The organism is Sphingomonas endophytica, assembly GCF_001476895.1.
Lineage (GTDB): Bacteria > Pseudomonadota > Alphaproteobacteria > Sphingomonadales > Sphingomonadaceae > Sphingomonas > Sphingomonas endophytica_A.
On record NZ_LDTB01000065.1, the window covers coordinates 1 to 14,340 of the forward strand.

At 69.1% G+C, this 14,340-nt stretch carries 12 protein-coding genes; 6 read left to right on the top strand and 6 right to left on the bottom strand.

Features of this window, described 5'->3' with window-relative positions; genetic code table 11:
• Positions 1-61 precede the first annotated feature (61 nt).
• The gene (locus NS334_RS14335; protein WP_058756640.1) at positions 62-1,306 is read right to left on the bottom strand and encodes a polyhydroxyalkanoate depolymerase; all 1,245 of its coding nucleotides are present in this window, start codon (positions 1,304-1,306) and stop codon (positions 62-64) included.
• 161 nt (positions 1,307-1,467) lie between these two features.
• On the opposite strand from NS334_RS14335, the gene NS334_RS14340 reads away from it, so the two are divergent.
• Positions 1,468-3,243, top strand: a complete 1,776-nt coding sequence (locus NS334_RS14340) for an ABC transporter transmembrane domain-containing protein (RefSeq protein ID WP_058756641.1) — start codon at positions 1,468-1,470, stop codon at positions 3,241-3,243.
• A gap of 372 nt (positions 3,244-3,615) precedes the next feature.
• Here NS334_RS14340 and NS334_RS14345 read toward each other — a convergent pair whose 3' ends face one another.
• The 5 genes from NS334_RS14345 to NS334_RS14365 all read right to left on the bottom strand — a co-directional run bounded on the left by NS334_RS14345 (position 3,616) and on the right by NS334_RS14365 (position 8,722).
• Positions 3,616-3,867, bottom strand: a complete 252-nt coding sequence (locus NS334_RS14345) for an ATP synthase F1 subunit epsilon (protein ID WP_058756642.1) — start codon at positions 3,865-3,867, stop codon at positions 3,616-3,618.
• Between the two features lie 139 nt (positions 3,868-4,006).
• Complete coding sequence (gene atpD / locus NS334_RS14350) at positions 4,007-5,485, bottom strand: F0F1 ATP synthase subunit beta (protein WP_058756643.1); 1,479 nt, start codon at positions 5,483-5,485, stop codon at positions 4,007-4,009.
• A gap of 154 nt (positions 5,486-5,639) precedes the next feature.
• Positions 5,640-6,515 carry a F0F1 ATP synthase subunit gamma gene (locus NS334_RS14355; protein ID WP_058756644.1) on the bottom strand — a complete coding sequence of 292 codons (876 nt, stop codon included), beginning with the start codon at positions 6,513-6,515 and terminating at the stop codon, positions 5,640-5,642.
• Between the two features lie 103 nt (positions 6,516-6,618).
• The gene (gene atpA / locus NS334_RS14360; RefSeq protein ID WP_058756645.1) at positions 6,619-8,148 is read right to left on the bottom strand and encodes a F0F1 ATP synthase subunit alpha; all 1,530 of its coding nucleotides are present in this window, start codon (positions 8,146-8,148) and stop codon (positions 6,619-6,621) included.
• A gap of 4 nt (positions 8,149-8,152) precedes the next feature.
• Positions 8,153-8,722 carry a F0F1 ATP synthase subunit delta gene (locus NS334_RS14365; protein WP_428835059.1) on the bottom strand — a complete coding sequence of 190 codons (570 nt, stop codon included), beginning with the start codon at positions 8,720-8,722 and terminating at the stop codon, positions 8,153-8,155.
• Between the two features lie 195 nt (positions 8,723-8,917).
• Here NS334_RS14365 and NS334_RS14370 point away from each other — a divergent pair, with 195 nt between their 5' ends.
• The 5 genes from NS334_RS14370 to NS334_RS14390 all read left to right on the top strand — a co-directional run bounded on the left by NS334_RS14370 (position 8,918) and on the right by NS334_RS14390 (position 14,058).
• Complete coding sequence (locus NS334_RS14370) at positions 8,918-9,736, top strand: bifunctional transcriptional activator/DNA repair enzyme AdaA (protein ID WP_058756647.1); 819 nt, start codon at positions 8,918-8,920, stop codon at positions 9,734-9,736.
• A 62-nt stretch (positions 9,737-9,798) separates the two neighbouring features.
• A complete protein-coding gene (locus NS334_RS14375; protein ID WP_083500501.1) occupies positions 9,799-11,325 on the top strand; it encodes a CpaF family protein in 1,527 nt (508 codons plus the stop codon).
• Between the two features lie 61 nt (positions 11,326-11,386).
• Positions 11,387-12,223 (top strand): DUF4336 domain-containing protein, encoded by an 837-nt coding sequence (locus NS334_RS14380; protein ID WP_206542662.1) that lies wholly within the window; start codon positions 11,387-11,389, stop codon positions 12,221-12,223.
• A 51-nt stretch (positions 12,224-12,274) separates the two neighbouring features.
• The gene (locus tag NS334_RS14385; protein ID WP_058756648.1) at positions 12,275-12,856 is read left to right on the top strand and encodes an ANTAR domain-containing response regulator; all 582 of its coding nucleotides are present in this window, start codon (positions 12,275-12,277) and stop codon (positions 12,854-12,856) included.
• Positions 12,853-14,058, top strand: coding sequence for a CmpA/NrtA family ABC transporter substrate-binding protein (locus NS334_RS14390; RefSeq protein ID WP_058756649.1), 1,206 nt, complete (start codon positions 12,853-12,855; stop codon positions 14,056-14,058). The genes NS334_RS14385 and NS334_RS14390 overlap by 4 nt, the downstream gene beginning before the upstream one ends.
• Positions 14,059-14,340: the final 282 nt, after the last annotated feature.

Sequence of the window (14,340 nt, forward strand, 5' to 3'; positions counted from 1 at the left end):
CGAAATTCCTGACAGTCCCCAAGGACGGGCCGCTCGTCACAAACGACCGGCCCGCCTCACATCAGTTCGCCGCCATCCACTCCTCGACGACCGGCGCGATCCGGGTGCGCCATTTCGATCCGTTGAAGATGCCGTAATGGCCGACGCTCTCGGCCATGTAGTAACGCTTCTTCTCCTCAGGCAGCGACGTCGCGATCGTCAGCGCCGCGCGCGTCTGGCCCAGTCCGGAGATGTCGTCGCGCTCGCCCTCGATCGCCAGCAGCCCGACGTCGGTGATCGCGCCGCAGTCGACGCGCCGTCCACGATGCATCATCTCGCCCTTCGGCAGGCTGTGCGACTGGAACACCGTGTCGATCGTCTGGAGATAGAATTCGGCGGTCATGTCGCACACCGAACGATATTCGTCGTAGAAGCGCTTGGTCGCCTCCGCACTGTCCTCGTCACCCGTGACCAGATGCTTGAACAGCTCGTAATGGCTCATCATGTGATTGCCGAGGTTCATCGTCATGAATCCGGACAATTGCAGGAAGCCCGGATAGACCTTCCGCCCGGCGCCCGGGTACAGCAACGGCACCGTCGCGATCACATTCTGCTCGAACCACGCGAACGGCCGCTCGGTCGCCAGCACGTTGACCGCGGTCGGTGCCTCGCGCGTGTCGATCGGCCCGCCCATCATCGTCAGCGTGCGCGGGCGGCACGGGTTGCGGTCGGCGCTCATCAGCGCGGTGGCGGCGAGGCACGGCACGGAGGGCTGGCACACCGCCAGCATATGTGCGCCATGCGCGCCGTCGGCCGGACCGTCATTGTCAGGGCCGATCGCCTCCATGAACGCGATCAGATAATCGATATAATCGTCCAGATCGAAGCGTCCGTCGCGCGTCGGCACCAGCTTCGCATCGCGCCAGTCGGTGATATAGACGTCGGCCACCGGCAACATCCGCTCGACCGTGCCGCGCAGCAGCGTGGCGAAATGGCCCGACATCGGTGCGGCGATCAACAGCCGGGGGCCGCCTTCCACGCCCTCGCGGCGGAAACGCTTGAGCTGCCCGAACGGGCGTTGCAGCACGATCTCTTCCACGACACGCACCTCGCGGCCGTCGATCGTGGTCGTGTCGAGCCCGAAGGCCGGCTTCCCGCGCGACGCGGACGCGTGGGCGAACACCTCCAGCGCGGAGGCCATCAGCGGCCCGCCGCCCAGATAGGCGAACGGGTTCGACGGATTGTTCAGCCAGTTCGCCCCCACGGTCGCCATCGCACTGGCGGAGGCCAGCCACGATCGCTGGAATTCATAGGCGTCGTACAACATTCGCGTCTTCCTTCCCCGGCCCGCAGGCGCGGTGCGTATAGCAATGTCACACATCGCAACGCGACTGCAACGATTGCAGCCCGCTTACGGTCCCCATCGCGTCGCGCTTCGCCCTCTCGACGTCGTTGAGCGGGCGGGTCCGCGCTGCTAGGCCCGCGCGCATGGCCAGCGCATCCGACGTCGCTCCTTCCCGCCGCCTCGGCAACCTCGCGATGGTCTTCCGTCACGCGGCGAAATATCCGTTGCAGATTACCGCCGCCTTTACGGCGCTGGCGGTGACGTCCGGCGCGACGCTGGCGATTCCGTACAGCTTCAAGCGCGTGATCGATCGCGGCTTTGCCGGCGGGGACGCCTCCTCGGCCTCGGTGTCCTCATCGTTCCATTACATGCTGATGATCGTCGCGGTGCTGGCGCTGGGCACGGCGGTGCGCTTCTACTTCGTCGCCTGGCTGGGGGAGCGGGTGGTCGCCGACATTCGTACCGAGGTGCAGCGCCACCTGATGACGCTCAGCCCGTCCTTCTACGAGGCCAATCGCCCGTCGGAGATCGCGTCGCGGCTGACCGCCGACACCGGACAGATCGAGACGGTCGTTGGCAGCACGGTGTCGATCGCGCTGCGCAATGCCTTCACGGCGGTCGGCGGGCTCGCCTATCTCTTCACCATCTCTCCCAAGCTGGCGGCGATGCTGGTCGCGGGCATCCCGCTCATCATCGCGCCGATCGCGCTGCTGGGCCGGCGGGTGCGCGGGCTGTCGCGCACCTCGCAGGATCGCATCGCCGATGTCGGCGCGATCGTCGTCGAGACGCTGGGCGCGATGAAGATCGTCCAGGCGTTCGGACAGGAGGCGCGCGAGAGCGGGCGCTTCCGCGACGCCGTCGAGGCGACGATGGCCGCCGCGCGCAAGCGGATCGCGTTGCGTGCGATCATGACCGCGCTGGTCATCGGGCTGATCTTCGGCGCGATCACGCTGGTCCTCTGGGAAGGCGCCGAGGATGTCGCCGCCGGTCGCCTGTCGGGCGGCGCGATCGCCGCCTTCGTCCTCACCGGCGGAATCGTCGCGGGCGCCTTCGGCGCACTGACCGAGGTGTACGGCGACCTGCTGCGCGGGGCGGGCGCGGCGGGGCGGTTGTCGGAACTGCTCGCCGAACGCCCGGAGATCGCGCCGCCCGCGCATCCGGCGGCGCTGCCCCAGCCGGCGCAGGGCCGCGTCGCGTTCGAGCATGTCGAGTTCCGCTATCCCACCCGGCGCGATGTCGCGGCGCTGCACGATTTCTCGCTGACGGTCGAACCCGGCGAGACGCTGGCGGTGGTCGGCCCCTCGGGCGCCGGCAAGTCGACGCTGTTCCAGCTGCTCCAGCATTTCTATCAGCCTTCGGCCGGTCGCCTGCTGGTCGATGGCGTCGATCTGGCCCAGGCGGATCCGGCGGCGGTGCGCGCGCGGATCGCGATGGTGCCGCAGGAAACGGTGATCTTCGGCACCTCGGCGCGCGACAACCTGCGCTACGGGCGTTGGGATGCCGACGACGCGCAGGTCTGGGCAGCGGCCGAGGCGGCCCATGCCGCCGACTTCCTGCGCGCGCTGCCGGACGGGCTCGACACCTTCCTGGGTGAAGGCGGCGCGCGACTGTCGGGCGGGCAGCGGCAGCGGATCGCGATCGCCCGCGCATTGCTCCGCGATGCGCCGATCCTGCTGCTCGACGAGGCGACGAGTGCGCTTGACGCGGAAAGCGAGCGGCTGGTGCAGGACGCGCTCGAACGCCTGATGGCCAGCCGCACCACGATCGTGGTCGCGCACCGCCTCGCCACCGTCCGCGCCGCTTCGCGGATCGTGGTGATGGACGCCGGACGGATCGTCGAGGAGGGCACGCACGCCGCGCTGATCGAGCGTGGCGGTCTCTACGCCCGGCTTGCCGGCCTGCAATTCCACGACGGCTGACGACCGCTCCGGGCGGGCGAGCACCTCCCGCCCCTGCCGGGCCGACGCGGCTGCGCAGTGCACCATGACCCCGCAAGCTCGGGCGCCCGGAACGGCGCAGCGCGGCCGCTCCGCCTTGTGTCAGAATTGGTCGAAAAGGGCGGACCGCCCACAAGCGCGCGCCACCGTCGTCGAAGCGGTGCGGGCTCCGTTCACGACGCCGGGCAGCTGCGTCGCCCCGGATCGGGACAACCACCACGGACGCCGCGTCTCACCGTCATCCGCCCGGCGACCTGTCGCCGGCTCCGTCGGTCCGGACACGAGCCATTTCAGCGAATGCCCGCAGCGCCCGCCCCGGCACGGCGGATGCCCCGCCGGACCGTGCGGTGCGGTTTACCCCGCGTGTTCGGCCAGGACAGTCAGCCCGCCCGCATTGACCTCGGCGAAGCCGCCGCGGATCGCGACCGTCTCGGGCTGGCCGCCCGGCGTCTTCTGCACCAGCACGTCGCCGTCGCGGATCGTCGACATGAACGGCGCATGGCCCTCCAGCACCGCGAAATCGCCATCGGTCCCCGGTACGGTGACCATATGGACATCCTCGGAGCGGATCAGGCGTTCGGGCGTGACGAGTTCGAAATGCAGCATGGTCTTACCTTAACTCCCTCTCCCCCGCAGGAGAAAGGGCTGGGGTGAGGGGTGCGGGACTTCGCCCCCGAGGCGGTACGCGCGTCGCCGCCCCTCACTCGACCCCCTCCCCATCGGGAAGGGGGCGAAGAGAAAAGGCTTACGCCTCCTTGGCCATCTTCTCGGCCTTGGCGACCGCTTCGTCGATCCCGCCGACCATGTAGAAGGCCGCTTCCGGCAGGTGATCGTACTCGCCGTTCACCACCGCCTTGAAGCTGCGGATCGTGTCGTCGAGCTGGACGAACTTGCCCGGGATGTTGGTGAACACCTCGGCGACGTGGAACGGCTGCGACAGGAAGCGCTGGATCTTGCGCGCACGGCTGACGGTCAGCTTGTCCTCTTCCGACAGCTCGTCCATGCCCAGGATCGCGATGATGTCCTGCAGCGACTTGTACTTCTGCAGCGTCGCCTGCACCGCGCGCGCGGTCTCATAGTGATCCTGACCGACGGTGCGCGGCTCCAGCACGCGGCTGGTCGAATCGAGCGGATCGACCGCCGGATAGATGCCCAGCTCCGAGATCGCGCGGTTGAGCACGGTCGTCGCGTCGAGGTGCGCGAACGACGTCGCCGGCGCCGGGTCGGTCAGATCGTCGGCGGGCACGTACACGGCCTGCACCGAGGTGATCGACCCCTTGTTGGTCGAGGTGATCCGCTCCTGCAGCGCGCCCATGTCGGTCGACAGCGTCGGCTGATAGCCCACCGCCGACGGAATACGACCCAGCAGCGCCGACACCTCCGCGCCCGCCTGCGTGAAGCGGAAGATGTTGTCGACGAAGAACAGCACGTCCTGCCCTTCCTGATCGCGGAAATATTCCGCGATGGCGAGGCCCGACAGCGCGACGCGCGCCCGTGCGCCCGGCGGCTCGTTCATCTGGCCGTAGACCAGCGCGACCTTGGAGCCCTCACTGATCGCATTGCCGTCGGCGTCCTTGGCGATGACGCCCGCGTCGAGGAATTCGTGATACAGGTCGTTGCCCTCGCGGGTCCGCTCACCGACGCCCGCGAACACCGAGGTGCCGCCATGGCCCTTCGCGATGTTGTTGATCAGCTCCTGGATCAGCACGGTCTTGCCGACGCCCGCCCCGCCGAACAGCCCGATCTTGCCGCCCTTCGCGTACGGGGCGAGCAGGTCGATGACCTTGATGCCGGTGACCAGAATCGCGCTCTCGGTCGACTGGTCGACGAACTCCGGCGCCTTGGCGTGGATCGGCGCGCGCAGGTCGGTCGCGATCGGGCCGCGCTCGTCGATCGGCTCGCCGACGACGTTCATGATGCGGCCGAGCGTCGCCGGGCCGACCGGCATCAGGATCTGCGCGCCGGTGTCGTTGACCTTCTGGCCGCGCGTCAGACCCTCGGTCGAATCCATCGCGATCGTGCGGACGGTATTCTCGCCCAGATGCTGCGCGACCTCGAGCACCAGCCGCTGGCCGTTGTTCTCGGTCTCCAGCGCCGACAGGATCGCGGGCAGCTGGGTATCGAACTGCACGTCGACCACCGCGCCGATGATCTGGCTGATGCGGCCCGTGTTGTTGGTCTGGCCCGTGAGATGGGTCGGGCGATCCTCTAGGACGGTGGCCATTCTCTTACCTCTTCGTCGCCCCTGCGAAGGCAGGGGCCTATGTCTATTTCAACACGCGGTGTCTCTCAAGATCGAGAGACATGGGCCCCTGCCTTGGGTCCCATCAAAGTACTACTTTGATGGGTGCCCTGCCGCAGGGGCGACGGTCACTTGCTTACAACGCCTCGGCGCCGGAGATGATCTCGACCAGCTCGGTCGTGATCGCGGCCTGACGCGCGCGGTTGTACTGGATGCTCAACCGCTTGATCATGTCGCCGGCGTTGCGGGTCGCATTGTCCATCGCGGTCATGCGGCTGCCCTGCTCCGACGCTGCATTTTCCAACAGCGCGCGGAAGATCTGGATCGCGACGTTGCGCGGCAGCAGGTCCGCCAGGATCGCTTCCTCGCTCGGCTCATAGGCGACCGTCGCATCGGCGGCCGCACCCTTGGTCTCGGCGATCGCCGGCACCGCGACCGGGATGATCTGCTGCCCGACCGGCTCCTGCACCAGCGCCGACTGGAAGCGCGCGTAGAACAGGTGCGCGACATCGAACTCGCCCGCCTCGTAGCGGCGGATCAGGTCGTCGGCCATCTCCTTGGCGGCGTCGAAGCTGGCGACCTTCATCTCCGACAGATCGTGGTCGGCGACGATCCCGGTCGGATAGAAGCGGCGGATCACCCGCCCCTTCTTGCCGGCGATATAGAAGCGCACGGTCTTGCCCGCCGCTTCCAGCTCGACCGCCTTGCGGCGCGCGGCGCGAACGATGTTGGTGTTGAACGCCCCCGCCAGACCCCGCTCGGAGGTGGCGACGACCAGCAGATGCACCTGGTCCTTGCCGGTCCCCGCCAGCAGCGGCGACGCACCGACGCCGACCGTCCGCGCCAGGCTGGCGACGACGCGCTCCAGCCGCTCGGCATAGGGGCGCCCGGCGACCGCCGCCTCCTGCGCGCGGCGCAGCTTCGCGGCGGCGACCATCTTCATCGCCTTGGTGATCTTCTGCGTCGACTTCACCGAGCCGATGCGGATCTTGAGGGCCTTGAGTGACGCCATTCTTTCCTCTTGCCGTCATCCCGGCGAAGGCCGGGATCCAGTTTCCACCGTCGGACTGGACCCCGGCCTTCGCCGGGGTGACGGTCATATGTGTGTCAGCTCTTTACGCGAACGTCTTCGCGAACTGCCCGAGCGCTTCCTTCAGCTTGCCCTCGGTGTCCTTGCCCAGCTCGCGGCTGTCGCGGATCGCAGTCAGCACGTCGGCGTGCTCGGCGCGCATGTAGCTGAGCATCGCCGCCTCATAGCGGTTGACGTCCGCCACCGGCACCGCGTCGATGAAGCCGTTGGTGCCCGCGTAGATCGAGACGGTCTGCTCCTCGAACGGCATCGGGTTGAACTGCGGCTGCTTCAGCAGCTCGGTCAGGCGCGCGCCGCGGTTCAGCAGCTTCTGCGTCGAGGCGTCGAGGTCCGAGCCGAACTGCGCGAACGCCGCCATCTCGCGATACTGCGCCAGCTCCAGCTTGATCGAGCCCGACACCTTCTTCATCGCCTTGGTCTGCGCGGCGCCGCCGACGCGGCTGACCGACAGGCCGACGTTGATCGCCGGGCGGATGCCCGCGAAGAACAGGTCGGTTTCGAGGAAGATCTGGCCGTCGGTGATCGAGATCACGTTGGTCGGGATGTACGCCGACACGTCGCCCGCCTGCGTCTCGATGATCGGCAGCGCGGTCAGCGAGCCCGAGCCATTGTCTTCGTTCATCTTCGCCGCGCGCTCCAGCAGGCGCGAGTGGAGATAGAAGACGTCGCCCGGATAGGCTTCGCGGCCCGGCGGACGGCGCAGCAGCAGCGACATCTGGCGATAGGCGACCGCCTGCTTCGACAGATCGTCATAGACGATGACCGCGTGCATGCCGTTGTCGCGGAAGAATTCGCCCATCGCGCAGCCGGTGTAGGGCGCGAGGAACTGGAGCGGCGCCGGCTCCGACGCGGTCGCGGCGACCACGATCGAATATTCCATCGCGCCGTTTTCTTCGAGCTGACGCACGATCTGCGCCACCGTCGAGCGCTTCTGCCCGACCGCGACGTAGATGCAGTACAGCTTCTTCGACTCGTCCGAGCCGGCGTTGACGCCCTTCTGGTTGATGAAGGTGTCGATCGCGACGGCGGTCTTACCGGTCTGGCGGTCGCCGATGATCAGCTCGCGCTGGCCACGGCCGACCGGCACCAGCGCGTCGATCGCCTTCAGGCCCGTCTGCACCGGCTCGTGCACCGACTTGCGCGGGATGATTCCCGGCGCCTTCACCTCGACGCGGCGACGCTCCGCGCCCACGATCGGGCCCTTGCCGTCGATCGGGTTGCCGAGGCCGTCGACCACGCGACCGAGCAGGCCGCGTCCTACGGGCACGTCCACGATCGTGCCGGTACGCTTGACGGTGTCGCCCTCGCGGATCTCGGAGTCCGAGCCGAAGATCACGACGCCGACGTTATCGGCTTCGAGATTGAGCGCCATGCCCTGCACGCCATTGGCGAACTCGACCATCTCGCCCGCCTGGACGTTGTCGAGCCCGTAGATGCGCGCGATGCCGTCACCGACGCTGAGCACCTGCCCGGTTTCCGAGACCTGCGCCTCGGTGCCGAAATTGGCGATCTGGTCCTTGATGACGCGGGAGATTTCTGCGGCGCGAATGTCCATCAACTCAGCCTTTCATCGCGCTGGCAAGCGCATTCAAACGGGTGCGGATCGACGAATCGATCATCTGGGAACCGATGCGGACGACGAGGCCGCCGAGGATCTGCGGATCGACCGACAGGTCGACCGACACCTCGCGACCGACGCGGCGGCGCAGCTGCTGCTTCAGCTCGTCGACCTGTTCCGGGGTCAGCGGGTGCGCGCTGGTCACTTCCGCCGTCGTCTCGCCACGATGGCGCGCGGCCAGCGTGCGGAACGCGCGGATGATCTGCGGCAGCTCGCCCAGACGGCGGTTCTCGGCGAGCACGCCCAGGAAGCTGCGCGTCGTCGCGTCCAGCCCCAGTTCGTCGGCGGTGGCCAGCACCGCCTTCACCGCTTCGCCGCGCGCGATCACCGGCGAGGCGGTCAGCGTCGCGAAGTCGCTCGACGCCGCCAGCGCGTCGCGCACCGCCGACAGGCTTTGTTCGACGCGATCGACCGCACGGGCCTCCACCGCCAGATCGAACAGCGCACTGGCGTAGCGGCCACCGAGACCGGCCTGGATGCTGCTGCCCTGATTACCGCTGGAAGTCTCCACGCGATCCACTTTCCTCGTCATGACCCAAGGGGTGCCCCGCCCATGCGAACAGATGGCGCGCACGATGGCGGCCTCGCTTGGGTACGGCGCGCGTAGCAAAGGGGGAACGGCGATGCAACCGGAGTGAAACGAACATGACGTTTGACCGCAAGCCACGGGATGCCCGCTCCGCGCGCCTGCGCTACAGGATGTCGCATGGACGCGGCGATCGATTTCGAGACGGCATGGGACGCCTTCGCGCGGCGCGACCGCGCGTTCGACGGCCGCTTCGTGGTCGCGGTGCGCACCACCGGCATCTATTGCAAGCCGAGCTGCGCGGCACGGCGGCCCCGGCGGGAGCATGTCGACTTCCTTGCCGATTCGTCGGCGGCGCGCGCGGCGGGCTATCGCGCGTGCCGGCGCTGCCTGCCCGATTCGGTGGCGCGCGACCGGGCGGCGGTGATCCGCGCCGCCACGCTGCTGGACGCGGCCGAGCCGCCGGCGCTGACCATGCTGGCGGCGGCGGTCGATTATGCACCGCATCATTTCCACCGCCTGTTCCGCCGGCTGACCGGGGTCACGCCGGCCGCGCTGGCCCGCACGCTGCGCGCCGATCGCGCTGCCGAGGCGCTGCGGCGCGGCGACGGCGTGACCGCCGCCATCTATAAGGCCGGCTATGGCGCGCCCAGCCGCTTCTATGCGGAGGCCGCGCGATTGGGGATGACCCCGCGCGCCTTTGCGGAAGGCGGCGCGGGCGAGACGATCGGCTGGACGGTCCTGCCCGCCCCGCCCGGCGCGCTGCTGCTGGCGCGCACCGCGCGCGGCTGGTGCCGGTTCGCGTTCGAGGCCGGCGCCGACGATGTGGTCGCGCTGTTCCCCGCCGCCACGCTGCTGGCGGAGGATGCCGCCACCCGCGCGCACGCCGAACGACTGGTCGCGCGCGCGGCGGCGACCGATGGCGACGCCAGCCTGCCGCTGCCGCTGCGCCGGCTCGCGTTCCGCGCCCTGCTCCATGAGCTGGCGGCGCATGATTAGCGGAATCGAAAGGCTTGCCCCTTAGTCCGGCACCCGGACCAGCTTGGGGACGATCAGGGTCGATGAACGCGTTCGGACGCCGTTTGGGCGGGATGGGCAATGGCGGCGGCGCGGGCGTGCGCGGCGGCTTCGGCGTGGCGAAGCCGATGCACGTCGCCCCCGGCGCGGCGCCGCGCGACGAGCCGGCGGCCGAGCAATTCCCGCCGCTCGACGCACTGGCGCTGGGCATCGATCCGCTGACGCCGCAAAGCCAGATCGATGCGATGCAGCGGCTGTCGGACCGGCAGAACGCCAGCGGCGACGCCGGCTCCAGCCGGATGGAAGGATTCGACGCCTCGATCCACAGGATCAAGGAGCAGGTGCTGCCGCGCCTTCTGGAGCGCGTCGACCCCGAAGCCGCCGCGACCTTGGGCAAGGACGAGCTGGCGGAGGAGTTCCGCCCGATCATCGGCGAGGTGCTTGCCGAGCTGAAGCTGACGCTCAACCGTCGCGAGCAGTTCGCGCTGGAGAAGGTGCTGGTCGACGAATTGCTCGGGCTCGGGCCGCTCGAGGAACTGCTCGCCGACAGCGACATCAGCGACATCATGGTCAACGGCCCCGACCAGACCTTCATCGAGCGCAAGGGCAAGCTGGAGCTGGCGCAGATCCAGTTCCGCGACGAGGAGCATCTGTTCCAGATCGCGCAGCGCATCTGCAACTCGGTCGGCCGCCGCGTCGACCAGACCACGCCGCTGGCCGACGCCCGGCTGAAGGACGGCAGCCGCGTCAACGTGATCGTGCCGCCGCTTTCCTTGCGCGGCACCGCGATCTCCATTCGTAAGTTCTCCGCCAAGCCGATCACGCTCGACATGATGGCCGGGTTCGGCAGCATGTCGCCGAAGATGGCGACCGCGCTGAAGGTGGCGGGCGCGTGCCGGTTCAACATCGTCGTCTCGGGCGGCACCGGCTCGGGCAAGACGACGATGCTCAACGCCTTGTCGAAGATGATCGACCCGGGCGAGCGCGTGCTGACGATCGAGGACGCCGCCGAGCTTCGGCTGCAGCAGCCGCACTGGCTGCCCTTGGAAACCCGCCCCGCCAATCTGGAGGGTCAGGGCGAGATCAGCATCCGCGACCTGGTGAAGAACGCGCTGCGTATGCGCCCGGACCGCATCATCCTGGGCGAAATCCGTGGCGCGGAATGTTTCGACATGCTCGCGGCGATGAACACCGGCCACGACGGATCGATGTGCACGCTCCACTCCAACTCCCCGCGCGAGGCGCTGGCGCGTATGGAGAACATGGTGATGATGTCGGACATCAAGGTGCCCAAGGAAGCGATCAGCCGCCAGATCGCCGATTCGGTCGACCTCATCATCCAGGTGAAGCGCCTGCGCGACGGCAGCCGCCGCGTGACCAACGTGACCGAGGTGATCGGGATGGAAGGCCCGGTGATCGTCACGCAGGAATTGTTCAAGTTCGAGTATCTGGACGAAAGCGCCGACGGCAAGATCATCGGCGAGTATCGCTCGATGGGGCTGCGGCCATACACGATCGACAAGGCCAAGCAGTTCGGCTTCGACCAGGCCTATCTGGAAGCGTGCCTCTGATCCGTCCCGATGCGGCGGATCACCCGGCCGGTGCGTTGACGCCGCCACGACCGGGAGACGAATGATGAATCGCAACGGCAGGATCGCGCTGGGCGGCGCCGTGGTCGCGGCGGGCGCGATCGCGTGGATGGCGGCGCGCGAACGGCATAGCGATGCGCCCGCCAGCTATCCGCCGCTCGATGTGCTCAAGCCGTTTGCCGAGGACGTGTGGATCGTCGACAGCGGGCCGATGATCGCCTCCGGCCTGTCGCTGCCGATCCGGATGACGGTGGTGCGGCTGTCCGGTCGCGCGTTGCTGCTCCACTCGCCCACCCCCTTCACCCCCGCGCTGGCCGCCGCGCTCTCCGAACTGGGAACCGTGACGCATCTGGTCGCGCCCAATATCGCGCACTGGACGCGCATCGCCGGCTGGCAGCGCGCCTGTCCGGACGCGATCGTCTGGGGCGCCCCCGGCCTCGCCGAGCGCGCGCAGGTGAAGCGCGGCGACCTGCGCGTCGATCGCGACCTGTCCGCCGATGCGCCGCCGGAATGGGCGGACACGATCGAACAGGGCGCGATCACCGGCGCGGCCGGGTTCAGCGAGATCTGGTTCTTCCACCGCCCCTCGCGCACGCTGATCCTGACCGACATCGTCCAGCAGATGGAGCCGGAGCGCCTGCCGCCGCTGACGGCGCTGATCGCGCGGCTGAGCGGCGGGGCGAAGGGCACCACCCCGCGCTACCTGCGCCCGGTGCTCCGGCTGGGCGCGGGAATGCGCGACACGTTCGCCCATCTCGTCGCGCTGGCGCCCGAGCGCGTCGTCTTCGCGCACGGCACCCCCTTCACGGCGGACGCGACGGCACGGCTGCGCGACGCGCTCGCATGGAGCGGCGTCGCGGGAAGCGACCTGCCCGATTGACGCGCCCGCCCCGCCCGGCCATCACCTGCCGCATGTGCGAAGGATGGCTGGGTGCGGATCGTCATCGTCGATGACAGCGGGGAACGGGCCGACGTGCTCGAGGAAGGCCTGCGCGATGCGGGCTATGACGACATTCATGTCGTGCCCCCGCGCGGCGGCTTCGTGTCCCGGATCGAGCGCATGGCCCCCGACGTCGTGCTGATGGACCTCGGCAATCCCAGCCGCGACACGCTGGAGGAGATGCTGACGGTCAGCCGCGCGCTCGCCCGCCCGATCGCGATGTTCGTCGACCAGTCCGACGATGCGATGATCGGCGCGGCGATCGACGCGGGCGTGTCGGCCTATGTCGTCGACGGCCTGCGGCGCGAGCGGGTGAAGCCGATCATCGACCTGGCCGTCCGCCGCTTCAACGCCTTCGCGCGGATGCAGGCGGAGCTGCACGACGCGCGCACGCAGCTCGCCGACCGCAAGACCATCGACCGGGCCAAGGCGATCCTGATGGCGTCGCGCGGGCTGACCGAACCCGATGCCTATGCCGCGCTCCGCTCCGCCGCCATGAACCAGGGCAAGAAGATCGTCGAGGTCGCCGCCGCGCTGATCTCCGCCAGCGAATTGCTCGGGGGCGGCGCATGACCCCGGTGAAGACCGCCTTCCTCGCGCTGACCGATGCCGCCGCGCTGGTCGCCGCGCGCGACATGGGGTTCGCGGAGGAAGAGGGCGTCGCGCTGTCGCTGGTCCGCGACACCAGCTGGGCGACGCTGCGCGACCGGCTGGTGTACGGGCAGGTGCAGGCCGCGCACATGCTCGCCCCGCTCGCCGTAGCGGTGACGCTGGGGCTCAGCCAGCAACCCGCCGCGCTGTCCACGCCGTTCAAGCTGAACGTCAACGGCAACCTGCTGGTGATGGCGCCCGAGTTCGCCGCCGCGCTGGAGCCGGACCTGCGCGCGCGGCTCGACGATCCGCTCGCCGCCGCGCACGATTTCGCCGCCGCGATCGGGCTGCATCGTCGCAAGCCGATCATCGGCGTCGTGCATCGCTTCTCCAGCCACGCGCTGATGCTGCGCTACTGGCTGGCGGCGGGCGGAGTCGATCCCGACCGCGACGTGGTGCTGCGCGTGCTGCCGCCGTCGCTGATGACCGAAGCGATGCGCAGCGGCGAAACCGACGGCTTCATCGCGGGCGAGCCATGGGGCAGCGTCGCAATCGACGCGGGTCTGGCGGAGGCGGTGGCGGTCGGCGAGCGGATCTGGCGACGCGGGGTGGAGAAGGTGCTGACCTTCCGCACCGACTGGATGGAGCGCGAACCCGAGACGGTCGACGCGCTGCTCCGCGCGCTGGCCCGCGCGGCGGCCTGGTGCGACGATCCCGCGAACCATGACGCGCTGACCGCGCTGCTGGCGCGCGCGGATATCGTCGATCAGCCGCCCGAACTGATCGCGCGCGCGCTGACCGGGCGGGTCGTCGCGCGTGCCGGCGACGTCCCGCTCGCCATCGGCGATTTTCTGCTGTTCGGGCGCGAGGCGACCGGCTTTCCGTGGCGCAGTCAGGCGCTGTGGATCTACTCGCAATTCGTCCGCTGGCGGATGCTCCGGCCCAGCGACGCTGCGCAGGCGCAGGCCGGCGCGGTCTTCCGCCCGGACATCTATCGCCGCGCGCTGGCGGGCACGGATGCGGCGATGCCCGGCGCGAGCATGAAGGTCGAGGGCGCGTTGACCGAGGCGCTGTCGGCGGGCGCGCACGCCGGACGGCTGACCTTGGGGCCGGACCGCTTCTTCGACGGTCGCGTGTTCGATCCCGATCGGATCGCGGAGTATCTGGCGGGCTTCGCAACGTGATGGGTTCACGCGGAGGCGCGGAGCACGCGGAGGTGGCGCCTATGCCGCGCCAGCGGCCCGTGTGTCCCGGCGAGATAAAGTAACGGGAACGCCACCGCGAGCACGACACCTCCGCGCCTTCGCGTCAACCAATGTTCCTCGCGAGGTCACACGACCGCCGATCCCACCCGTCATGCCGGACCTGTTCCGGCATCCACGGCGCCGCACGCACCGAAGATTCTGCACGCGCGGCACCCTCGCCCCCGGCCTGCGCCGGAGTGACGCTGCCTCTTATACCCCTCT

Excerpts from the sequence above, each read along its gene's own strand:
- NS334_RS14390 (WP_058756649.1), top strand. The coding sequence starts at position 12,853 with ATGACCCCGGTGAAGACCGCCTTCCTCGCGCTGACCGATGCCGCCGCG.
- atpD (WP_058756643.1), bottom strand. The coding sequence starts at position 5,485 with ATGGCCACCGTCCTAGAGGATCGCCCGACCCATCTCACGGGCCAGACC.
- atpA (WP_058756645.1), bottom strand. The coding sequence starts at position 8,148 with ATGGACATTCGCGCCGCAGAAATCTCCCGCGTCATCAAGGACCAGATC.
- NS334_RS14375 (WP_083500501.1), top strand. The coding sequence starts at position 9,799 with ATGAACGCGTTCGGACGCCGTTTGGGCGGGATGGGCAATGGCGGCGGC.
- NS334_RS14370 (WP_058756647.1), top strand. The coding sequence starts at position 8,918 with ATGGACGCGGCGATCGATTTCGAGACGGCATGGGACGCCTTCGCGCGG.
- NS334_RS14380 (WP_206542662.1), top strand. The coding sequence starts at position 11,387 with ATGATGAATCGCAACGGCAGGATCGCGCTGGGCGGCGCCGTGGTCGCG.
- NS334_RS14345 (WP_058756642.1), bottom strand. The coding sequence starts at position 3,867 with ATGCTGCATTTCGAACTCGTCACGCCCGAACGCCTGATCCGCTCCGAG.
- NS334_RS14335 (WP_058756640.1), bottom strand. The coding sequence starts at position 1,306 with ATGTTGTACGACGCCTATGAATTCCAGCGATCGTGGCTGGCCTCCGCC.
- NS334_RS14340 (WP_058756641.1), top strand. The coding sequence starts at position 1,468 with ATGGCCAGCGCATCCGACGTCGCTCCTTCCCGCCGCCTCGGCAACCTC.
- NS334_RS14355 (WP_058756644.1), bottom strand. The coding sequence starts at position 6,515 with ATGGCGTCACTCAAGGCCCTCAAGATCCGCATCGGCTCGGTGAAGTCG.